The sequence below is a fragment of the Streptomyces amritsarensis genome (assembly GCF_001953875.1).
Taxonomy (GTDB): domain Bacteria; phylum Actinomycetota; class Actinomycetes; order Streptomycetales; family Streptomycetaceae; genus Streptomyces; species Streptomyces amritsarensis.
This window is the reverse complement of record NZ_MQUR01000087.1, coordinates 1-21,106: the sequence shown is the minus strand read 5'-3', so window position 1 is coordinate 21,106 and position 21,106 is coordinate 1. Positions and strand designations below refer to the sequence as shown.

Below are 21,106 nucleotides of genomic sequence, written 5' to 3'. Positions count from 1 at the left end.
CTCTGAACGCACGTCTCCCGACGCGTGTCCCCTACGTGTGTCCCGCTATTCGGCGCGCCCCGTGTAGAAGGCGACCGTGAGGTCCTTCACCAGCGCCTTGCGCTCGTAGTCGTCGAGCTCGACGAGTCCGCGCGAGGTCAGCCGGTGGACGGTGTCGTCCACGGCGTCCACCACCGAGGTCAGCACGGTGTCCCGGTGCTTGGCGTCGATCGCGGCGACCCGGCGGCGGCGCATGGCCTCGGCGACCTCGGCCGCGTACTCGATCCGGGTCGGCTGGGCCGAGAACACCTCGATCCCGACCGCCTCGGTCTCGGCCGCCAGCATCCGGGTCAGCGCGTCGCCGACGGCCTCGGCGTCGCGCAGGGTCGGGGCGTCCTCGTGGAAGGCGTCCGCCGGCAGCTGGGACAGTACGCGGGCCATGGCCGACTCGACCTGCTGGGCGAGGTACTCGGTGTGGTCCGCGACGGCGAGCGTGGCGCGGGCGGTGTCCTTGACCTGCCAGACGACCTGGACGACGACCTGGAGGGCGAGGCCGCCGGAGTCGACGGCGGGCATCGGGTCGCTGCGCCAGTGGCGCAGGCGTACGTCGACCCGGCGGCGCAGCAGGAGGGGGCTGACCCAGGTCAGGCCGGTACGGCGGACCGTGCCGCGGTAGCGGCCGAAGAGGGTGAGCACCCAGGCGTGACCGGTACGGGACCGGCCGAGGCCGCCGAGCGCCACGAGGGCGACGATGCCGAGGAAGGCGAGCGGCGGCCAGTGGGTGGCGCGCAGCCCGTGGAAGGCGCGGGGGGCCGCGCCGAATGCGGCCGCGAACGCGTCGGGGACGGCCCCGGCCCGCCAGAGCACGGCCGTGCAGCCGGCCAGGGCGAGACCGCCGACGGCGACGCCTACCCAGCCGGGCAGCACCGGACCGCGGTGCTCGCGGAGCCGGTCGTCGCCGCGGGGGACCCGGCGGCCGGGCGCGGGACGCGCCGGGCGCGGCGCGACCGCGGGCGCCCGCTCCGGCAGGGGGGCGGTGGTCGCGGCGCGGAACGGCAGGTGCAGCGGTACGTCGGTGACGGCGGTGCCGCGGTGGGGGGCGGAGACGTTCGGGAGGTCCTGCGTGTCGTCCTCCTCCATGGCGCGCGCCACCGCCTGGGCGACGATCTCGGCGACGCCGGGTCCGGGCACCCCGGAATTCGGCGCGGTGTCGTGGTGCTCGTCGTGCCCTTGCCGTTCTTCGTGGTCGTGGTGCTCGTCGCGCTCTTCGTGCTCTTCGTGCTGCGGGTGCGGGCGCGGGATGTCCAGGCTGCCGGAGGTGGGGTCGGGCGAGGTGTGCACGGGCTCGGGCTCGGACTCCCCCCGCGCCGCGGGCACCGCCGGCGGCACCGCCGCGCGAGCGGTGGTGTGAGAGGCAGGCGCCGCCGCCACGTCGGGAGCGGCCTCCGCCCCCGACGTGGCGGCCGGCGAACCGTAGGGGCTCGGGGGCTCCAGCGGCTCCGCCACCCTGGGCGCAGCGTGCCCGGCGGGTGAAGCCGGGGCGGTCGGGGTCTCTCCGGCAGGCACCGGAACCGCAGCCGCCGGGACCCTGTCCGCCGCGCGATGGGTACGGTGCGGGGCGCCTGCGGTCGGCGGCTCCGCCGCCACAGGCGCAGCCTCACCGGCAGGTGCCGGTACGGCCCGGGCGGGCGCGGCCTCCGGAGCGGGCCCGACCGGCGGCGCCGCGCGGGGCGGGGTGTACGTGCCGAGCGGGACGGCCCGCGGGGCCTGCCGCGCGGGCACACCCTGTTCCACCGGCGCGGTGTGCGGTGCCGCCGGGACGTCCTCCGGGCTGCCGGGCGGGACCTCCGGCGGCTCCGCCGTCCAGAGCGAAGCCTCCGCGGCCGCGGCCGGGACCGCGACGGCCTCCGGGCCGTCCGACGCGGGGGGCCGGACCGGCGCGGTCGGCGGACCGTACCCGGCCGGAGCCCCCAGCGGCTCGGACGCCGCGGGCGACGGGACAGAGACGGGCGCGGCGCCCGGATACCCCGTCCCGGCCGAAGCCGCACCGGCCGGCGGGCCGTCGCCGACCGGGGCCTCCGGCGGCTCCGCCGACGCACCATTCGGGATGCCGCCCGGATCCGCCGCCCAGGGCGTAGCAGCCCCAGCCGCCCAGGCCGGTGCCTCCCCCGCCAGGGACGGGACAGGCTCCGGCACGCCCCCGGGCGGCAGGCCGTAACCCGATACTGCACCCGCCCCGAGTGAAGCCTCCCCGGCCCGCGCCGAGCCAAAGGCGGGCACGACACCCGCCCGGGGCGAAGACTCCCGCACCGGGGACGGGGCAGGCTCCGGTGCGCGCGCCGACGACCAGCCCGAGCCGGGCACGGCACCCGCCCGGGGCGAAGACTCCCCGGCCCGCGCCGAGCCCGAGCCGGACACCGCGCCCGCCCGGGGCGAAGGCTCCCCCGCCGGGGACAGGACGGGCTCCGGCGCGACCTCGGGCGGCAGGCCGTAACCCGGTACTGCACCCGCCCCGAGTGAAGCCTCCCCGGCCCGCGCCGAGCCCGAGGCGCACACGGCACCCGCCGGAGGCGAAAACTCCCCCGCCAGGGACGGGACAGGCTCCGGCGCGACCCCCGGCGACCAGCCCGAGGCGGGCACCGCGCCCGCCCGGGGCGAAGGCTCCCCCGCCGGGGACGGGAGCGGCTCCGGCGTGGCCTCGGGCGGCGGGCCGTAGCCGGGCCCCAGTGGAGCCTCCCCGGCCCGCGCCGGGACAGGCACCGGCGGGGTCGGGGTGCGGAGGGACAGGGTGGGGGTCGTGGTGGCCCAGCCGAAGGAGGTCGGGGCGGGCCGGGGCGCGGCCGGTACGCGGAGGGTGCCCGTCGTCGAGGTGGTGCGCGTGGGAAACATCGTTACCTCCGTCATGCGAACAGCCGGCGCCAGGTTTCCGGGCCCGGGTAGCCGTTGGCCGCGGCCCCGCGCCAGCCCTGCGCGCGCTGGAAGGCCTCGACGTTGCGGCGGTCGGCCTCGCCCCAGCGGGCGCCCGGGCCGGAGGTGTAGTACTTGCCGAAGCCCTTCTTCACCAGCTGCCGGCCGAGGGCCTCGACGGCCGGGTGCGACTGCCCGGGGCGGAACACCGCGGCTCCCGGGTAGGCCCGTACGCCGCCCGGGCCGGGCGCCCCGCCCACCAGCGGCGGGATGTTCCTGCCCTGCCTGTCGACGAGCAGGCGCCAGGTGTGCGCGCCGGGGACGCCGTCGGCGTCGGCGCCCGTCCAGCCCTGCGCGCGCTGGAAGGCCTGGGTGGCGAGCCGGTCGTGGTCGCTCCACGTCCGGTCGGCCACCCCCTTGGGGTAGAAGCGGTACGCGCCGCGCTCGATCAGCATCCGGCCCAGCTGGGCGACGTGGTCGTTGACGGCGCCCGGGGCGAACTTGTCCGCGCCGGGGAAGGCCTTGGCGGCGTCGCCCGGCGTCGGGCCGGCCGCCGGGGGTTCGGGGGCGGGTACGGCGCCCGGGGTCTCCGGGACGATGCCGCCCGTCACCCCGTTGAACCGGTACGGGACGTACTTCGCCGCGTTGGCCCAGTACCCGTAGGGCGTGGCCAGCTTCCGCGTCGTGGGGCGCGTCTGCTCGTAGGCGGTGTAGTGGGTGCGCGTCTGGTCGACCCAGCCGCCGAAGAGGACCACGTGCGAGCCGTTGGTGGGATCCGCAGGGTTGTGGAAGAGCAGCATGTCCCCCGGCAGCAGCTCATCCTTCGTGATCTTGGTGGCGAACTTGTCGAGGCTGCCGGTCCACTCGTTCGAGCCGAGGTTCCAGGCCATGGAGACGTAGCCGGAGCAGTCCTGCCGGTAGCCGTCCGACCAGTACGCGGACATGCTGTACGGGACCTGCGCGTCCAGCCACAGCTTCGCCCTGGTGATGATCGTCGTGCGGTCGATCCGCTTCACGGCCCCGGGCCGGCCCGGGGCGCCGGGGCTGCCCGGCTTGCCCGGCTTGCCCTTCGGGCCGTGCAGGGGGGTGCGTCCGCCCTGCGGGCTGCCGGGGTCGTCGAGGGCCACCGGGCCGGCTGCCGGTGCGCTCTGGGCCAGCGCCGTCCCGCCGCCACCGCCGAGGACCACTCCGGCGGCAGTGGCCAGGACCAGCGCGCGGCGCGCGCCGCGCGCGGCGGGGTGGCCGCCGTCCCGGAGCGGTATGGCGCGGGCGCGGGCGAGGGCGCGACGGCGCTGGGCGCATCCCCGGCACACGCAGTCGCCTGCGGGCTCGTACTCCTCGAAAGCGGGCATCGGCATCTGCACACGCGTCGGGGGCTGCATCGTCATGCGGTTCCGTCCACTCCCCTGCTGTTCCAGTGGTCGACCGGAGCCGCACCTGATAAGGGATCAGATGCGGTCGGCGCAGACATATCGTGCACGATAAACTGCCCAAACATGGGTTAATCGGACAGGATGGGCGTGGCTGGTCACGAGCACCCGCAGAGGTGGGGTAGAGTTTTCCCTGTCAGCAAGCGCCGCTAGCTCAGTTGGTTAGAGCAGCTGACTCTTAATCAGCGGGTCCGGGGTTCGAGTCCCTGGCGGCGCACAGACGGAGGAAGCCCCTCACAGTGAAAACTGTGAGGGGCTTCTTCGTGCCCGGAAGCCTCTACGCCGACGTGCCGGGGCGGACTCCCACGCCCGTCAGGTAGGCGGAGACCACCACGTTCGCCGTGTACTCCTTGGCCGCCTTGTCGTACGTTCCCCCGCAGGTCACCAGCCGCAGCTCCGCGCGGCCCCGCACCCGCGGGCCGTACGCCCTGTGCGCGTCGAAGGCCGCGCGCTCGTAGACCCGTACGTCCTCGATCGTGAACTCGGCGACGGTACCGTCCGCCCGCACCACGCGCACCTTGTCGCCCGGCTGCGCCGAGCTCAGACCGTAGAAGACGGCCGGCTTGGATCGCGTGTCCACGTGCCCGACCATCAGCGCCGTCCCCGCCGCCCCCGGCTGGACGCCCTGCCCCCACCAGCCCACCGTGCCCGGGCTGTCGTACGGCGGCGGATCGATCGCGCCGTCCTTGTCCAGGCCTCGGGAGACCACCGGGGCCTGGATGCCTATGGACGGTACGTCGACACGCTGCGGCAGCGATCCCGCGACGGGCGCGTGCGCGGCCGGCAGCCCCGCGCCCAGCGCCCCGCCGGCCTGCCCGGAGAGCGGGGCCGGCGCCACGGTCAGCTCACGGCCCCACAGCCACAGGCCCAGCACCAGCACCGACCAGGCCGCGAAGGTCAGCATCCGGCCCCCGGCGGAGGCCTTGGCCTCGTCCGGCCGCCACTGCTCGCTCACCCGGCGCCCGCCTCACTCGCCGCTGCGGCGGCGGCGCAGGGCCAGCGCCCGGCCCGCGACGGCCAGCGTGGCCGCCGCCGCCAGAACGGCGCCGATCACCGTGTGCGGCATCCCCGGGCCGTCGCCGCCCGTGGGCTCCTTCTTCGCCGCGGTGAGCAGGCCGGGGGCCTCGGCCGGGCGGTCCGCCATACCGCCGCCGCCCGCGTGGACCGGCCAGATCGGCGAGGCATGGTGGGAGGGGTGGCGGTAGGCGGAGACGTGGACGAAACCGGTGAACTTCTCGTCGCCGTCGCAGTACACCCGGACGGCGTGCCGGCCCGGCGAGGCGTGCGAGCTGATCATCGCGTCGCCGTAGAGCGGGCTGCGGCGCCCGCCGTCGCGGCCGTAGAGGTCGGCGTCCGACACGAAGACGGAGGACTTGGCCGCCCCCCGCCTGCCCTCGCAGCCGTGGACCCGCAGCTTGACCTGCGCTCCCGGGTGGGCCGGGTTCGGGTCGACCGTGATGCTGCCGCGGTCGCCGCGGTCCTCCTCACCCGCGAGGGCGGTGGGCGCGGACACGACGGTCACCGCGGAGAACGCCGCCAGGGCGGCGGCCACGGCGGCGGTGCGGACAGCAATCGGAACACTGCGCATGGTGAACCTCCTCGACAAGGAGATTCACGCGCGGTACGCCGCTGCGCATCCCGAGCGGCGCCGTACGTGTCGGCCGTACGCCCCAAACGCGGTACGCCCGGACGGCCGCACGGTCCGCGTCCGGGCGGTCGTCCGGGCGGTCGCCGGGGCGGTCGTCCGGGCGGTCGTCCGTCAGACCAGGTCGACCAGGTCCGCGATCGAGGCGACCGTCTTGGTCGGCCGGTACGGGAACTTCTCGGTGTCCTGCTCGGTGGTCAGGCCGGTCAGGACGAGGAAGGTCTGCATGCCCGCCTCCAGGCCGGCCAGCACGTCGGTGTCCATCCGGTCGCCGATCATCGCGCTGGTCTCCGAATGCGCGCCGATGGCGTTCAGGCCCGTACGCATCATCAGCGGGTTCGGCTTCCCCGCGAAGTACGGCTGCTTGCCCGTCGCCTTGGTGATCAGCGCGGCGACGGCGCCGGTGGCCGGGAGCGGGCCCTCGGTGGAGGGGCCCGTCTCGTCGGGGTTGGTGCAGATGAAGCGCGCCCCGGCGTTGATCAGGCGGACCGCCTTGGTCATGGCCTCGAAGCTGTAGGTGCGGGTCTCGCCCAGGACCACGTAGTCGGGCTCGTGGTCGGTGAGGACGTAGCCGATGTCGTGCAGGGCGGTCGTCAGACCGGCCTCGCCGATGACGTACGCCGTGCCGCCCGGGCGCTGGTCGTCGAGGAACTTCGCGGTGGCCAGGGCGGAGGTCCAGATGTTCTGGACGGGCACGTCCAGACCCATGCGGGCCAGGCGGGCCTGGAGGTCGCGCGGGGTGTAGATGGAGTTGTTGGTCAGCACCAGGAAGGGCTTGCCGGACTCGCGCAGCCGCTTGATGAAGGCATCGGCGCCCGGGATCGGCGTGCCCTCGTGGATGAGGACGCCGTCCATGTCGGTGAGCCAGGATTCGATCGGCTTGCGCTCTGCCACTGGACTGTTCTCCGCTCTCGCTGACCTGCTGCCTCTGGTCTGTACCACCCTATCCGGGCCGGGCTGTGGCCGTCCTCGCCGTCCACAGCCCGGACGCCGGGGCCGCAGGATCAGCCCAGGCGGACGTCGTCGACGGTCCAGAACCAGTTGTTGTTTCCGCTGTAGCGGAAGCGGACCTGGACGTCGGTGGCGCCGGCCGGGACCTGGAGGGCGATGGAGTCGGCCTTGGCGACGGCGTCGGCGGTGTACGTCTTCACCACCGCCGGGGCCGCGCCGTTGTAGGAGACGAGGACCTGGGCGGTCTGGCCCGTCTCGTGGCGGTAGTGCGTCTGGAAGGTGAGGGTGCGCGTACTGCCGCCCACGACCGGCCACTTGGGGGTGACGAGGGTGGAGTCGAAGGTGCCGGTGTGGGTCTTGTCGTCCCATTCGTCGGAGTCGGCGACGGCGAAGACGTCACGGGAGCGGACGTTCAGCTCGCGCCACTGGTCGCGCTGCGACTGGGTCCAGAACTCGTCGGTCGCGAAGGCCCAGCCGGCCCACTCGGTGACGCCGCCCGTGCCCATCTTCGAGTTGTCGACGGACCAGCCGGCGGGCGGGGTGTGCGTGAAGCCCTTCACCCCGGCCGGGATGCCCGTCTCGTCCACCCGGGTGCGCAGGGCCGGGCGCACGGTGTCGAAGGGGTCGGTGTCCGGGGAGCCCAGCGGCACGCCGTCGATGCCGGGGGCGGCGACGCCGACCTGGGCGAGGGCGGTCGCGGCCACGTCGGCCAGTTTGACGTCGTCGCGGACCGAACCGGCGGGGATCCCGGCGCCCTTGGCGATGACGAAGGTGCCGCGCTCGGCGAGGGTCGAGCCGCCGTGGCCGCCGGAGGGGATGTGGCCGTGGTCGGTGGTGACCAGGATCTTCCAGTTCTCCTGGCCGTACGTCGGGCGGTTGTGGACGGCGGTGAGGAGCTGCCCGACGAGGGTGTCGACGCGGGCGACGGCGTCGAGGTACTGCTGGCTGGCGGCGCCGTAGGAGTGGCCGGCCGCGTCGATCTCGCCCAGGTAGACGAAGGCGGCGTCCGGGTTCTGGGTGCGCAGTTCCGTGGCGGCCGCGGCGGCCACCTTCGGGTCCTCGGTGCGGTAGCCGTCGCGGTCGCCCTTGAGGGAGAGGCGCTTGTCGACCTTCGCGGAGAAGATCGGGCCGTTCTGGTCGGTGGAGGTGATGGGCTCCCAGTCGGCGGCCGCGTAGGTGTTGAGCGCCGGCCTGGCGTTCTCGATGCGGGTGAGGAAGTCCGGGTGGGCGGCGTAGTTCTTGCCGGTGAAGGAGTTGTCCCTCACGCCGTGCTTGTCGGGCCAGACACCGGTGGCGACGGTGGACCAGCCGGGGCCCGAGGAGGTGGCGGCCATCGGGCCCGCGTAGAGGGTGCTGCGGGCGGTCAGCCCCTGGGCCATCAGGCCTTGCAGGTGAGGGGCGTTGGCGGCCTTGACGCGGTCGAGGACCGCGCCGTCGACACCGATGACGAGGACCTTGCCGGTGGTGGCGGCCGCGGCGGCGGGGACGGTGTGGGCGCCGAGGGCGGCGGCGAGCAGGGCGGTGGCGGTGGCAGCCGCGGCGAGGGTGCGGCCGGCGGGGACGGCAGGGGACACGAACTCCTCCGGGAGTGATCGCGGGAAGGCGCTGGGGACGTACGCCGGGCCTGGACCGAAGGTGCGGTCTTCGGTCCGGGCCCATCCCCCGGACTTCGTCCGAGGGGGGAGCCTCAGGCAGAGGTCATGGTGCAGTGCGTGGATGACGAGGAGGCGACCAGTCAGCTTCCGGTGGCCGACTTCCACGCGTCCACGTAACCGGTGAGGTTCTTGTCGATGTCTGCCCAGTCCGGTTCGAAGACCTCGACACCGCTCATGAGCTTGGTGAGTTCGACGGCGTTGGCGTCGGTCGGCTTGATGTCGCTGCGCGCCGGGAAGCCGCCGCCCACCTCGCTGACCAGCCGCTGCGCCTCCTCGCCGAGCAGGTGGTCGAGGAGCTTTTTGCCGTTCTCCGGGTGCGGGGCCTTGGCGACCAGGCCCGCCGCGTACGGCAGGGCGAAGGTGGTGGGCCTGCCGCCCTCCTTCGCGGGGAACCAGATGCCCAGGTTCGGCATGGACTTGGACTGGGCGAAGTTCATCTGGACGTCGCCGTTGGCCACGAGCAGCTCGCCCTTGTCGGTCTTGGGCGCGAGCTTGCTGGTGGAGGACGACGGGCCGACGTTGTTGGCCTGGAGCTTCTTCAGGTAGTCCATCGCCGGCTCCTTGCCGCCGAAGTCGTGCATCGACTTGATGAGGACGGCGGTGCCGTCGCCCGCGACGCCGGGCGTGGAGTACTGCAGCTTGCCCTTGTAGCGGGCGTCCAGGAGCTCTTCCCAGGTCTTGGGGGCTTCGGGGAGCTCCTTCTTGTTGTAGACGAAGCCGAAGTAGTTGTTGACGACGGAGGTCCACTTGCCGTCGGTGGACTTGTCCGCGCCGTTGACCTTGTCGGCGCCCTGGGGGACGTAGGGCTGGAGCAGTCCCTTGCCGTCGGCCTGCTGGATGAACGGCGGCAGGGTGATCAGCACGTCCGCCTGTGTGTTGGTCTTCTCGCGGACGGCGCGCTGCACCATCTCGCCGGAGCCGCCCTCGACGTACTTGACCTCGATGCCGGTCTTCTTGGTGAAGTCGGCGAAGACCCGGTCGTACCAGCCGTCGCCCTTCTCGCTCTTGAGGCCGTCGGCGCTGTAGACGGTGACGACCTTCTCGGCGCCCCTGGAGTCGGCCGGACCGGCCGAGGAGGAGCCGCCGCAGGCGGTGAGGCTGGCGATGAGGGCGAGGCCGCCGGTGACGGCGGCGGCGCCACGGGGCGCGAGGGTTCTGGGCATGGAACGTCCTTACGGGGAGAGGGAGTCGGCGGGGGCCGGCCGGGGACAGCGGGGATCGGCCGGGGGTCAGCGGGGGCCGGCCGGGGGTCAGCGGGGGCCGGCCGGAGGGCAGCCAGGGGTCAGCGGTACGAGGCCTTGGTGCGGATGCGGGAGACGGCCAGCAGGACCAGCAGGGTGGCGGCCATCAGGACCACCGCGACGGCGGAGCCGCTGAAGAGCGAACCGCGGTCGGTGGCGGTGAAGATGCGGACCGGGAGGGGCATCCAGTCCGGCGGGTACAGCATCATCGTGGCGCTGAGCTCGCCCATGGACAGGGCGAAGCAGAGGCCGCCCGCGGCCGTGAGGGACGGCAGCAGGAGGGGGAGCCGGACCCGCCACAGCACGTACGCGGGGCGGGCGCCCAGGGAGGCCGCCGCCTGCTCGTAGACGGGGTCGAGCCGGACGATCGCGGCGGAGACGGACTGGTGGGCGAACGCCGTGACGAGGACGGTGTGGGCCAGGACGACGATCGGGGCAGTGCCGTTGAGCAGCACGGGCGGGCGGCTGAAGGCCACGAGCACGGCGAGGCCGACGACCACGGACGGCACGGCGACGGGCAGCATGAACAGCGCGTCCAGGAGCCGCCTGCCGCGCCGCTTCAACGCGGCCCCGGCCAGTGCGGCCCAGGTGCCGACGGTCAGCGCGAGGAGGCTGGCGGTGATGGCGGTGACCAGGCTGGTGGTGAGGGCCTGGAGGGACTCGCCGCGGACGGCGGCGGCGTAGTTCCCGGCGGTCGGTCCGGAGGGGAGGGCCCCGGACCAGTGGGTGGCGAAGGACGCGGCGACCACGACGAGCAGGGGCAGCGCGAAGAGCGGCAGGAAGAGGAGGCCGAAGAGGCCCCACACGGCCCAGCGGCCGGCCTTGCTATGCACCAGCACGCTTGCTCACCACCCGGTAGAGGCCGAACAGGCCGACGGAGATCGCGATGTTGACGACGGCGACCACGCAGGCGGCCGGGTAGTCGGATTCGAGGATGGCCTTGCCGTAGACGAGCATCGGCAGGGTCGTGACGTCCTTGGCCCCGGTGAACAGGACGATCCCGAACTCGTTGAGGCACATGACGAGGACGAGGCTGCCGCCGGCGCCGAGAGCCGGCAGGGCCTCGGGCAGGATCACCTGCCGGACGATGCGGGCGGGGCGGGCGCCGAGACCCGCCGCGACCTCCAGCTGGGCGGTGTCCAGTTGGGAGAACGCGGCGAGGAGCGGGCGGATCACGAAAGGCGTGAAGTACGTGATCTCCGCGAGGAGGACTCCCCAGGGGGTGGTGAGGAAGTGGAAGGGCCCCTCGGCGGCGCCGGTGAACTCGGTGACGAGCCCGTTGGCCATGCCCACGGTGCCGTAGAGGAAGAGGAGGGCGAGGGTGATGAGGAAGGAGGGGAAGGAGAGGAAGACGTCGATGAACTTCGCGACGGCGCGGGCTCCGGGGAAGGGCACGAACGCGATGACCAGCGCGAGCGTGAACCCGAGGACCAGGCAGCCGAGGGTGGCTCCGACGGCCAGCCAGACGGTGGTCCCGAGGGCGTCGTGGAAGGCCCGCGACCCGAAGACGCGGGCGTAGGCGTCGAAGGCGCCGCCACCGCCGTCGGGGGTGAGGGACTGTTGGACGACCAGCGCGAGGGGATAGAGGAACAGCAGCGCGAGCACGGCCACGGGCGGCAGAGCCCACACGCTCCGCGGGAGCGCCCGCGGGGCCGCCGCCGCGCCGCGCGGCGAGGGGGCGGCCCCGTCCCCGCCGGACGGACGGCCGAGGGCCGGGCCGGGCACGGGACGGGCCGAATCCACGATCGGCCCGGTGCAGTGCTCCGGCGGCCCGGAGGCCGCGGCGCTCTCCCCGGCGCACGGCGCCGGACCCTCCTGACGCGAACCCGGTACGGCAGCAGGCATGGGCTCCGGGGCAGCGACCGGGCCGGCTACGCGTCCGGCTTGGCCGGACGGACGGCCGAGGGCGGGTACGACCGGCACCGCGTTCCGCCGCGCGGCTCCGCCGGGCTCGCCGGGAAGGGCCGGGCCGGTACAGGGTTCGGGCGCACCGGGGCCCGCGAGGGCCGAACCGCCGGACAGCGCCGGCTCGGGGTCCCCGCCCGGGGGGCCGATCTCGGCAGGCCCGGCAGGCCCGGACGGCAGACCCCGCCCCGAAGCACCAGGCCCGGACGGCAGACCCCGCCCCGAGCCCTCAGGCACAGACGGCAAACCTCGCCCCGCGGCGTCAGGCACAGACGGCAAACCTCGCCCCGCGGCGTCAGGCACAGACGGCAGACCCCGCCCCGCGGCGTCAGGCACAGACGGCAGACCCCGCCCCGCGGCATCAGGCACAGACGGCAGGGCTCGCCGCGAGGCGTCAGGCATGGGTCACCCCCGCCGCCAGCAGCACGGCATCGCGCGGCTCGAAGTGCAGCGTGACCCGGTCCCCCAGCGCGGGTGTCTCCCGCAGTTCGGGGAGGTCCGCCTTCACCCGGTGGCCGTCGACGTCCACGTACAGCCGGTGCGTCGAGCCCCGCCACTGCACCTCGGCGATGGTGCCGGCCAGCGCGTTGGGTCCGGCGCCGAGGCCGAGCAGGTGCGGGCGTACGCACAGGGTGGCCGCGGCGCCCGGAGCGGCCCGCCCGCGGTCGAGGGTCAGCGCGCGGCCCTCGAAGACCGCGCCGCCCTCGGCCACCGTGACCGGGAGCAGGTTCGCGTTCCCGACGAAGGACGCGGTGAACTCGGTGCGCGGGGCCCGGTACAGCTCCTGCGGTGTCCCGCAGTCCTGGAGTCGGGCCCGGTCCATGACGGCGATCCGGTCGGCCAGGGTGAGCGCCTCCACCTGGTCGTGGGTGACGTACAGGATGGACACGTCGGGCAGTTCGCGGTGCAGCCGGGCCAGTTCGGCCAGCATCCCGGAGCGCAGTTGCGCGTCGAGGGCGGAGAGGGGTTCGTCCAGCAGGAGCACGCCCGGGCGGATGGCGAGGGCGCGGGCGATGGCGACCCGCTGCTGCTGGCCGCCCGACAGCTCGCGCGGGTAACGCCGGGCGTAGGCGGCCATGCCCGTCATCTCCAGGGCCTCGGCGACCCGGCCCGGTATCGCGCCCTTCGGCGCCTTCTGGGCCTTCAGGCCGAAGGCGACGTTGTCCTCGACCCGCATGTGCGGGAAGAGCGCGTACTGCTGGACGACCATGCCGATGCCGCGCTGGTGCGGCGGGAGCGCGGTGACGTCCCGGCCGCCGATGAGGACCCGGCCCGCGACGGGCCGTACGAAGCCGGCGACCGCGCGCAGGGCGGTGGTCTTGCCGGAGCCGGAGGGGCCGAGCAGCGCCATCACCTCGCCCGCCTCCACGGTCAGGTCGAGGCGGTCCAGGACGGTGCTGCCGTCGTAGGCGACGCTGACCCCGTCGAAGCGGATGCCGCTCACGCCGACTCCGCGAGGAGGCCCGGGAGTTCGGCGACGGAGTCGAGGATGTGGGTCGCGCCGCTGCGCGTGAGCGTCGCGCGGTCGTGGGCGCCGGTGAGGACGCCCGCCACCGTGCCGGCGCCGGCGCGCCGCCCGCTGAGCATGTCGTAGGCGGTGTCGCCGACGACCACGACGTCGCTCACGTCGGCCACGGCGCCGGTGCGCAGGAACGCGGTCAGCACCATGTCGGGGTGGGGCCGGCCGCGGCCGCCCGCGTCGGCGGGGCAGAGGGTCAGGTCGGCGAGGTCCTGCCAGCCGAGGGCGTCGAGGATGGCGTCCTGGGTGACGCGGGCGAAGCCGGTGGTCAGGGCGACGGTGCGGCCGTCGGCGCGGAGCTCCTCGATCGCGGCGCGGGCGCCGGGGACGGGGGTGACGAGGCCGCCGTCGACGAGCTCCGCGTACGCCTCCTCGAAGGCGGAGTTGGCGCGTCGGGCGAGTTCTTCCGTGCCGAAGAGGTGACGGAAGACGGAGATCTTGGACTCGCCCATGGTGGCGAGTACGTACCGGAGCTTCTCGGCGTGGTCGGGGGTGCCGGGCTCGACGCCGAGGCGCTCGGCGGCCCGCTCGAAGGCGCGCTCGACGAGGCCGCCGTCGGCGACGGTGGTGCCGGCCATGTCGAGGACGACCAGCCTGCGGGTGTCGGCAGCCCCGTCGGTGGTGGGGGTGGGGGTGGTGTCGGTCATCGGTGTTACCAGCCCAGTTCGTTCGCGGTGGTCTCGGCCATGGCGGGTGAGCAGGTCATGCCGCGCCCGCCCGGTCCGGTCACCAGCCAGACGCCGTCGGCGACCTGCTGGCGGTGGACGACGCGGGAGGTGTCCGTGCACTGCGCGTACACGCCCGCCCAGCGGTGTCTGATCTTCGGCAGGGGGCGGCCCAGGAAGGACTCGACGACCTCGGTGAGGTGCTCGTACGGCTCCTCGACGGTGTCGAAGGCGAAGGGGTGCTCGTATGCGTGGGTGTCGCCGATGGTCAGTCCGCCGTCCCGGCGCTGGACCATGAGCAGCTGCATCTTGTGCGCGGCGGCGATCGGGGTCTGGGCCTGGCCGGCGTTCAGCGCGTCGAGGGCCGCGGACCGGTAGGCCGGGTAGTAGCGGAAGCTGTCGGCGTCCGCGACGGAGGTGGTGAGCTGCTCGCCGAGCGGTGCGGTCTGCATCATCTGGAGCCGGACCCGGCGTACGGGCAGGTCGGGGGCCAGTTCGCGGACCAGCCCGGACAGCCAGGCGCCGGTGGCGAGGATCACGGCGTCGCCGCGGTGGACGTCGCCGTGGTCGTCGCGGACGGCGCCGGGGCCGGTGACCTCGCGGACCTCGCGGCCGGCGAGGAAGGTGTAGCGGCCGCCGCCCGCCTTCGCGTGCAGGGCTTCGCGCAGGCGCAGTTGGGCGGTGCGCGGTTCGACGGCCGCGTCCCGCTCGCACCACAGGGCGGCTTCGAACGCGCCGCGCAGGGCCGGGTTGATCTTGCGCGCCTCGTCGGCGCCGAGAAGTTCGTAGCCGCGGGCGGCGGCGTCCGGGCGGGCCAGGGCCGCCTCGGCGACGGCGTACTCGCGGGCATTGCGGACGGGGGTGAGGGAGCCGTTGGCGCGGAAGCCCAGGCCGGGCACCTCCGCGCCGATGCGCTCCCACAGCTCGCGGGCCCGCAGGGCGGTGTCGAGCTCCTCTCCCCCGGCCCGTCCGCTGACCCAGATCTGGCCGAAATTGCGCAGTGAGGCGCCGCGCGCCTCGGCCTCGCGCTCGATCTGGACGACCTCGTGGCCGCGTTCGACTGCTTGCCAGGCGTGCATGGTGCCGACCACGCCGCCTCCGACGACTATGACTCTCACGCCGCCAACGGTGGGCGCGGGCCGTGACCCGGGAGGGGCCGTCCGGCGACGCACCGGTGAACAGCCCCCAACGCTTGGACTAGACCCGTTATCTTTTTGTGACTTCGCTGCGCCCTTTTTGGATGGGTACGGGCCGCTTGATGCTGGGCTATTCGGCCCGCAGGCGGGTCGTGAAACTGAACCGGTCGCCACGGTAGAGCGAACGCACCCGTTCCAGGGGCCGGCCCTCCTGGTCCCGCGAGCAGCGGTGGATGAGCAGCATGGGCAGGGCCGGCGGGGTGCCGATCAGCAGCGCCTCGCGGGGGGTCGCGAGGACGGTCTCCAGCTTCTCGTCGGCCTCGCCGAAGGAGATGCCGAGGCTGTCGCGGAGGTATCCGTAGAAGGAGGAGTCCGGCTGGAAATCGGTGTCCAGCCGCGGGGCGCGGGCGACCCGGACGTAGGTGCTCTCCAGGCCGACGCGCTCGTCGTCGGCGAGCAGGACCCGCTCCAGGTGCCAGACGGGCTCGCCCGGCTCGGCCCCGATGCCGGGCGCGAGGTCGGACGGGCAGGGGAACCGCTCCAGTCCGATCAGCTGCCGGCCCGGTCGGCGGCCCTGGCGGCGTACGCCCTCGGTGTAGCTGGCGAGGGAGAGCGGCTGTTCCAGCTTGGGGCCGGCGACGACGGTCCCGCGGCCGGAGCGGCGCAGCCGGCCCTCCAGCAGCAGCTCGCGCAGGGCCTGCCGGACGGTCTCGCGGGAGACCTCGTACCGCTCGGCCAGGTCCCGCTCGGTGGGCAGCGTCCCGCCCTCGCCGAGCTCGTCGAGGAGCTCGGCGATCCGGGCCTTGACGGCGTAGTACTTGGGGATGCGGCCGTGCTCGGGGATGCCGGACCGCACGGGCGAGCCGGCGCGGTGGCCCTGGAGGTTTTTTTCCACAACGGGACTCTATGCGGGGCGGCCGCGACCCCCGTACGGGACGGTGGGCGCGGGCCGCTCAGTGCGCGCGGGCCCGGACGCGCAGTCGGCGGGCCCCCAGCAGGAGACCGCCGCCCACGGTGAGGGCGGCCACGGCGCCCGCGCCGTACACCCGTGCGCGGGGACCGGTGTGGGCGAGGGATCCGCCCTCTACGGAGTCCTCGGGGTGCTCGACGGAGAAGCGGTAGCCGCCCGCCTCGCCGATCCAGTCCCCGTCGTCGCCCTTGCGCTGGACGAGGGCGGCATCGGCGACGACCTCACCGGTGGGGGCGTCGGGGGCGAAGGCGAGGGAGACCTTGACGGTGCGGGTGCCGCCGGGGCCGACGCTGAACCCGGGGAAGGCGTCGCCGCCGTCGAAGACGGCGATGATCTCGTCGCGGTCGCTGCGTTCGAGGCCGGCGGGCAGGGTGCCGCCCGGGGCGTCGAACTCCATCCGCAGGTGGACGGGGCGCAGGGTGCGGGCCTTGTCGGTGAGGACCACGACGGGGTGGATGGCCGTGCACGGGGAGTCGGTGGTGTTGGTCAGGTCCAGGTACCAGGTCTGCGGCTCGCCGCCGGTGCGGTACACGGCCGGGCCGCCGCGGATGCGCGCCCCGATGGGGAAGGCGGAACTCTTGCCGTCCCCGCAGGTGGCCTGGACCCGGGACGGCATCGCGGGCGCGGGGCGGGCGCCGCCGCCGGTACCGATGTCCGCGCCGGCGGTGGATGCGGTGGTGGCGGCCATGACGGCGGAGAGGAAGGCGGTGAAGGCAAGGGCTGTGCGCAGTCGCATGGAAGACCTTCGCTGCTCGCCGGACAGGACGATGGTCGGACGAGGTGACAATCACCCCGACCTGCCCGCACCCTCCCACGCACGCGCGAACCGTCACCGCACACCACGCCTGAGTTGTTCCGGTTTACGCCCGAACGGTGCAGGCGTCAACCCCGCCCTTTTCAGCCCCGCCGGCGTTTGAGGCGCGGGGGCACGGGGGCAGAGCCCCCGCAACGGCGCCGCACCCGGCAAAGCCGCCGCAGGCAGCGGCCCGCCCCCGCGGCGGGTCGGGGGCTACTCGCGCCCGAACAACGGCGTCAGCACCATCTCCGCCGCCCCCTCCGCCACGCCCGCCCCCGCCAGGGCGACCACCGGCCGGGCCGGATCCAGCGCGCGGGCCGCGAGGACGGATCCGACTCCGGCCACGAAGAGGTCCGGCGCCGCCGCCACCACGCGCCCGCCGAGCAGTACGCGGTCCACATCGAGCAGGGCGACCAGGTTGGCCGCGGCCTCGCCCACGATCCGTGCCGCCTCGGGCAGGTCGCCCCGGGCCACCGCCTCCAGGCACAGGACCTCCACGCAGCCGCGCGCCCCGCACCGGCACCGCGGTCCGTCCAGCAGGAGGACCTGGTGTCCGAACTCCCCCGCCGCCGAGCGCGCACCCCGGTAGACCCCGCCGCCCAGCCACAGTCCCGCACCGAGCCCGGTCCCGATGTGCAGGTACACACAGGTGCGGGCTCCGCCGCCGGCATAGACGTCCGCATCCGGCCCGACATCCGCGCCCGACCCGGCGCCTGCGGCCACCTGCGCACCCGCACCCGTACCCGCACCCACACCCGGAGGCGCCTGCACACCCGCACCCGCCCCGGCACGCGCCTGCAGACCCGCACGCGCCCGCGCACCGGCATCCGCGCCCGCACCGGCACCGGCACCGGCACCCGCACCCGCACCGGCACCCGCGCCCGCATCCGGCCAAGCGGCCCGGAGCCACGCCCCGGCGGCCGCGGCCGCCCCGGCGTTCGTGTCCTTGTCCAGCAGCACCGGCAGGCCCAGCCGCCCCTCCAGCACCCCCCTCAGCGGAAAGTCCTTCCAGCTCGGGAACCCCGTCACCCGCCCCATCACCCCGCCCCGGTGGTCGAGCGGCCCCGGCGCGGCGACCCCGACACCCAGGAGCGGCGGCCCGGACGGGATGCCGACCCGCGCGACCGCCCGTACGACGGCCTCGACCGCCGCCTCCGGTCCGTCCCCGAAGTCGAGCGGCCCGCTGCTCTCGGCGACGACCCGGCCCGCCAGGTCCACCCGTACCGCCCGGAACTCGTCACGGTCCAGGTGCACTCCGACGGCGTGCCGCGCTTCCGGCACCAGCCTCAGCAGGGTGCGCGGCTTGCCGCCGGTGGACGCGGCGCGGCCCGCCTCCGCGACGAGCCCGTCCGCCCCGAGCCGAGCCGTGATCTTGCTGACGGCCTGCGGGGTGAGCCCCGTCCGGGCGGCGAGTTCCGCACGGCCCAGGCCCGCCGGTCCGGCGGCGCGCAGCAGGTCCAGCACCAGCGCGTCGTTGTGGCCGCGCAGGGCCGGCAGGTTCGCCCCGCCACGCCGACCGTACGCCGCGCTGTGGCCGTGGCCGCTGTTCCCGCTGCCGCGGTTGCCGCTCCCGCTACCCCTGTTCACAGGCCCATTGTCCACCTTCCTTGCACTTCGGCAACGCTGTTGCCAAAGTGGTCTCCATGAGCACCCCCGCCTCCACTGCACCACTTCGCGTCGGCGTCATCGGCTATGGACTCGCCGGTTCCGTCTTCCACGCCCCCCTCGTGGCCGCCACGGACGGACTCGTCCTCGACACGGTCGTCACCTCCGCCCCGGACCGGCAGGCCCAGGCCCGCGCGGAGTTCCCCGACGTCCATACCGTCGCCACCGCCGACGAACTGTGGGAGCGCGACCTCGACCTCGTCGTGGTCGCCTCGCCCAACAAGACGCACGTCCCGCTCGCCACCACCGCCCTCGAAGCCGGCATCCCGGTGGTCGTGGACAAGCCCCTGGCCGCCACCGCCAACGAGGCCCGGGCGCTCGCCGCCCTGGCGGACCGGCGCGGAACCTTCCTCTCCGTCTTCCAGAACCGCCGCTGGGACAACGACTTCCTCACCCTGCGCCGCCTCCTCGCCGACGACGAACTCGGCGAGATCCAGCGCTTCGAGTCCCGTTTCGAGCGCTGGCGCCCGCAGTTGAAGGGCGGCTGGCGCGAGTCGGGCGCCCCGGAGGAGATCGGCGGCCTGCTGTACGACCTCGGCAGCCACGTCGTCGACCAGGCCCTCGTGCTGTTCGGGCCCGCCGTACGGGTCTACGCGGAGACCGACACGCGCCGCCCGGGCGCCGAGACGGACGACGACACCTTCATCGCCCTCACCCACGCGAACGGGGTCCGCTCCCACCTGTACGTCAGCGCGACCACCGCCCAGCTCGGACCGCGGTTCCGGGTGCTCGGCTCGCGGGCCGGCTACGTGAAGTACGGCCTGGACCCGCAGGAGGGCGCCCTGCGGGAGGGGTTGCGGCCGGACGGGCGGCTGCCCTGGGGCGAGGAGCCCCCGCACCTGTGGGGGCGGGTGGGCTCGGGCGAGTCCCCGCTGACCGGCGGCGGGGCGCCGGTGCCGACGGAACAGGGCGACTACCCGGCGTACTACGCGGCGGTGGCGGCCGCCCTGCGCACGGGCGGGCCGGCCCCGGTCACCGCGCTCGAGGCCGCGCGCTGCCTCGACGTACTGGAGGCGGCGCGCATGTCGTCCCACGAGGGCGTGGCGGTGGAGCTTGCCGTCGCCACGGAGCCCGGCGGCGTGTGACACACCGGGCGCACGCATGCGGAACGGGCGGGACCGCCACGACGGCGGCCCCGCCCGCCCCCTGCCCCTCCTGCCCCTCCTGCGCGACGGCTGCGGCTGCGGGCGCGACGGCGGGTGGGGCTACGGCGGGTGCAGGCGCGGGGGCTGCGGCTAGGCGTTCTTGAACTCCTGGCGCTGGCGGCCGAGCCCCTCGATCTCCAGCTCCACGACGTCGCCGGCCCGCAGATACGGCTTCGGCTCCGGCTGGCCCATCGCCACACCGGCCGGCGTGCCGGTGACGATGACATCGCCCGGGTACAGGGTCATGAACCGGCTCAGGTACCGGACGACCTCGCCGACCGGGAAGATCTGGTCGGAGGTGTTGCCGTCCTGCCTGAGCTCGGCGTTGACCCACAGCTTCACGTCCAGGGCCTGCGGGTCCGGGATCTCGTCGGCGGTGACCAGCCACGGACCGAGCGGGGTGAAGGTCTCGCAGTTCTTGCCCTTGTCCCAGGTGCCGCCGCGCTCGATCTGGAACTCGCGTTCCGAGATGTCGTTGACCAGCAGGTAGCCGCCGACGTGCGCCAGGCCCTGCTCCGCGGAGTCCAGGTAGCGGGCGGTACTGCCGATGACGACGCCGAGTTCGGCCTCCCAGTCGGTCTTCACGCTGCCGCGCGGGATCAGGACGGTGTCGTCGGGGCCGACCACGGTGTCCGCGGCTTTCAGGAAGAGGATCGGCTCCGCCGGCGGCTCCGCGCCGATCTCCGCCGCGTGCCCGAAGTAGTTCAGGCCGATGCCCACGATCTTGCCGATGCGGCCGACCGGCGCACCGATCCGCAGCCCTTCGGCGTCCAGGACCGGAAGCCCACCGGAGGCGGCCGCGTCCCGTACCCGGGACAGGACGGAGTCGTCGGCGAGCAGCGCGCCGTTCACATCCGTGATCAGGCCGGACAGGTCCCGCAGGGTCCCGTCCTGGTCGAGCAGCGCGGGGCGCTCCGACCCGGCCGGTCCGACACGCAGCAGCTTCATGGGCATTCTCCCGTGGTCGTGGGTGGTCGGCCCATGGGCATGCCCCGGGCCGGCCGATGGGTTGCGGCCATCGGAGGATTGGTCGATCCTCCAAGATGCCCACCCAATCCGCAAGACCCTGTTCACAGACTGGAACGCGCTGCTCCGTCTGCGGACGGCGGTGCGGCGGGTGTCGCCGCGGGGGCCGCGGCGGGTGCCGCGGGGCGCGCCGTGGTGCGCGCCTTGCGGTGGTCGAGCCAGGCCCGCTCCGCCACCGCCCAGGCGGTGGTGGTGAGCAGGTAGAGCCCGGCGGCCAGCGGCACGACGGCGGCGGTGATCAGCGTCCCGAAGGACAGCAGGGGCAGTACGCCGCCCACCTTGCGCATGACCTCCTGCTGCTCGGCACTCAGCTCGGGCAGACCCGCGGCCCCGGCCCCGGCCCCCGCGCCCACCCTGGCGCCGGCCCCGGCGCCCGCCCCGGCACCCGCCTTCTCCACCTTCTTCACCGGCTTCGCCGGCTTCTTCGGGGCGGCTGCGGCAGCCGCGGCTGCCGCGGCAGCCGCGGCAGCC

General features: G+C 74.5%; 17 protein-coding genes, 1 tRNA gene and 1 pseudogene. 2 read left to right on the top strand and 17 right to left on the bottom strand.

Features of this window, described 5'->3' with window-relative positions; all coding sequences use genetic code 11:
- Nucleotides 1-45: 45 nt before the first annotated feature.
- A complete protein-coding gene (locus AVW11_RS28325; RefSeq protein WP_240528286.1) occupies nucleotides 46-1,485 on the bottom strand; it encodes an SPFH domain-containing protein in 1,440 nt (479 codons plus the stop codon).
- Nucleotides 1,486-2,879: 1,394 nt separating this feature from the next.
- Complete coding sequence (locus tag AVW11_RS28315) at nucleotides 2,880-4,244, bottom strand: peptidoglycan-binding protein (RefSeq protein ID WP_076046423.1); 1,365 nt, start codon at nucleotides 4,242-4,244, stop codon at nucleotides 2,880-2,882.
- Between the two features lie 215 nt (nucleotides 4,245-4,459).
- Here AVW11_RS28315 and AVW11_RS28310 point away from each other — a divergent pair.
- Nucleotides 4,460-4,533 (top strand) — tRNA-Lys (locus tag AVW11_RS28310).
- Nucleotides 4,534-4,593: 60 nt separating this feature from the next.
- Here AVW11_RS28310 and AVW11_RS28305 read toward each other — a convergent pair.
- From AVW11_RS28305 to AVW11_RS28245, 13 genes are all read right to left on the bottom strand, one after another.
- Nucleotides 4,594-5,220, bottom strand: a complete 627-nt coding sequence (locus tag AVW11_RS28305) for a class F sortase (RefSeq protein WP_051700613.1) — start codon at nucleotides 5,218-5,220, stop codon at nucleotides 4,594-4,596.
- Between the two features lie 63 nt (nucleotides 5,221-5,283).
- Complete coding sequence (locus AVW11_RS28300; RefSeq protein ID WP_076046413.1) at nucleotides 5,284-5,904, bottom strand: hypothetical protein; 621 nt, start codon at nucleotides 5,902-5,904, stop codon at nucleotides 5,284-5,286.
- 171 nt (nucleotides 5,905-6,075) lie between these two features.
- Nucleotides 6,076-6,855 carry an HAD-IIA family hydrolase gene (locus AVW11_RS28295; RefSeq protein ID WP_030852250.1) on the bottom strand — a complete coding sequence of 260 codons (780 nt, stop codon included), beginning with the start codon at nucleotides 6,853-6,855 and terminating at the stop codon, nucleotides 6,076-6,078.
- 110 nt (nucleotides 6,856-6,965) lie between these two features.
- A complete protein-coding gene (locus AVW11_RS28290; RefSeq protein WP_076046412.1) occupies nucleotides 6,966-8,486 on the bottom strand; it encodes an alkaline phosphatase family protein in 1,521 nt (506 codons plus the stop codon).
- Between the two features lie 161 nt (nucleotides 8,487-8,647).
- Nucleotides 8,648-9,730 (bottom strand): 2-aminoethylphosphonate ABC transporter substrate-binding protein, encoded by a 1,083-nt coding sequence (locus AVW11_RS28285; protein ID WP_076046411.1) that lies wholly within the window; start codon nucleotides 9,728-9,730, stop codon nucleotides 8,648-8,650.
- A 119-nt stretch (nucleotides 9,731-9,849) separates the two neighbouring features.
- A complete protein-coding gene (locus AVW11_RS28280) occupies nucleotides 9,850-10,647 on the bottom strand; it encodes an ABC transporter permease (protein ID WP_076046410.1) in 798 nt (265 codons plus the stop codon).
- The gene (locus AVW11_RS28275) at nucleotides 10,634-11,551 is read right to left on the bottom strand and encodes a 2-aminoethylphosphonate ABC transporter permease subunit (RefSeq protein WP_076046409.1); all 918 of its coding nucleotides are present in this window, start codon (nucleotides 11,549-11,551) and stop codon (nucleotides 10,634-10,636) included. Before AVW11_RS28275 ends, AVW11_RS28280 begins: the two co-directional genes overlap by 14 nt.
- 556 nt (nucleotides 11,552-12,107) lie before the next feature.
- Complete coding sequence (locus AVW11_RS28270) at nucleotides 12,108-13,157, bottom strand: ABC transporter ATP-binding protein (RefSeq protein ID WP_060180942.1); 1,050 nt, start codon at nucleotides 13,155-13,157, stop codon at nucleotides 12,108-12,110.
- The gene (locus AVW11_RS28265; protein ID WP_076046408.1) at nucleotides 13,154-13,879 is read right to left on the bottom strand and encodes a phosphonatase-like hydrolase; all 726 of its coding nucleotides are present in this window, start codon (nucleotides 13,877-13,879) and stop codon (nucleotides 13,154-13,156) included. The genes AVW11_RS28270 and AVW11_RS28265 overlap by 4 nt, the downstream gene beginning before the upstream one ends.
- Before the next feature lie 5 nt (nucleotides 13,880-13,884).
- The gene (locus AVW11_RS28260; RefSeq protein WP_076046407.1) at nucleotides 13,885-15,015 is read right to left on the bottom strand and encodes a TIGR03364 family FAD-dependent oxidoreductase; all 1,131 of its coding nucleotides are present in this window, start codon (nucleotides 15,013-15,015) and stop codon (nucleotides 13,885-13,887) included.
- A 148-nt stretch (nucleotides 15,016-15,163) separates the two neighbouring features.
- Nucleotides 15,164-15,928, bottom strand: coding sequence for a GntR family transcriptional regulator (locus AVW11_RS28255; RefSeq protein WP_076046406.1), 765 nt, complete (start codon nucleotides 15,926-15,928; stop codon nucleotides 15,164-15,166).
- Nucleotides 15,929-15,986: 58 nt separating this feature from the next.
- Complete coding sequence (locus tag AVW11_RS28250; RefSeq protein WP_076046405.1) at nucleotides 15,987-16,739, bottom strand: hypothetical protein; 753 nt, start codon at nucleotides 16,737-16,739, stop codon at nucleotides 15,987-15,989.
- A 273-nt stretch (nucleotides 16,740-17,012) separates the two neighbouring features.
- A complete protein-coding gene (locus AVW11_RS28245) occupies nucleotides 17,013-18,386 on the bottom strand; it encodes an ROK family transcriptional regulator (protein WP_079250830.1) in 1,374 nt (457 codons plus the stop codon).
- A gap of 56 nt (nucleotides 18,387-18,442) precedes the next feature.
- Here AVW11_RS28245 and AVW11_RS28240 point away from each other — a divergent pair, with 56 nt between their 5' ends.
- Nucleotides 18,443-19,549, top strand: coding sequence for a Gfo/Idh/MocA family protein (locus AVW11_RS28240; protein WP_060180937.1), 1,107 nt, complete (start codon nucleotides 18,443-18,445; stop codon nucleotides 19,547-19,549).
- Nucleotides 19,550-19,699: 150 nt separating this feature from the next.
- Here the strand turns inward: AVW11_RS28240 and AVW11_RS28235 are convergent, their stop codons facing one another.
- Nucleotides 19,700-20,557 (bottom strand): fumarylacetoacetate hydrolase family protein, encoded by an 858-nt coding sequence (locus AVW11_RS28235; protein ID WP_030852221.1) that lies wholly within the window; start codon nucleotides 20,555-20,557, stop codon nucleotides 19,700-19,702.
- Nucleotides 20,558-20,679: 122 nt separating this feature from the next.
- A pseudogene (locus tag AVW11_RS37535) lies at nucleotides 20,680-21,106 on the bottom strand (hypothetical protein); the annotation flags it as partial.

Coding starts and splice junctions, on each gene's coding strand:
- AVW11_RS28315 (WP_076046423.1), bottom strand. CDS start 4,244: ATGCCGATGCCCGCTTTCGAGGAGTACGAGCCCGCAGGCGACTGCGTG.
- AVW11_RS28240 (WP_060180937.1), top strand. CDS start 18,443: ATGAGCACCCCCGCCTCCACTGCACCACTTCGCGTCGGCGTCATCGGC.
- AVW11_RS28250 (WP_076046405.1), bottom strand. CDS start 16,739: ATGCGACTGCGCACAGCCCTTGCCTTCACCGCCTTCCTCTCCGCCGTC.
- AVW11_RS28265 (WP_076046408.1), bottom strand. CDS start 13,879: ATGACCGACACCACCCCCACCCCCACCACCGACGGGGCTGCCGACACC.
- AVW11_RS28305 (WP_051700613.1), bottom strand. CDS start 5,220: ATGCTGACCTTCGCGGCCTGGTCGGTGCTGGTGCTGGGCCTGTGGCTG.
- AVW11_RS28300 (WP_076046413.1), bottom strand. CDS start 5,904: ATGCGCAGTGTTCCGATTGCTGTCCGCACCGCCGCCGTGGCCGCCGCC.
- AVW11_RS28235 (WP_030852221.1), bottom strand. CDS start 20,557: ATGAAGCTGCTGCGTGTCGGACCGGCCGGGTCGGAGCGCCCCGCGCTG.
- AVW11_RS28285 (WP_076046411.1), bottom strand. CDS start 9,730: ATGCCCAGAACCCTCGCGCCCCGTGGCGCCGCCGCCGTCACCGGCGGC.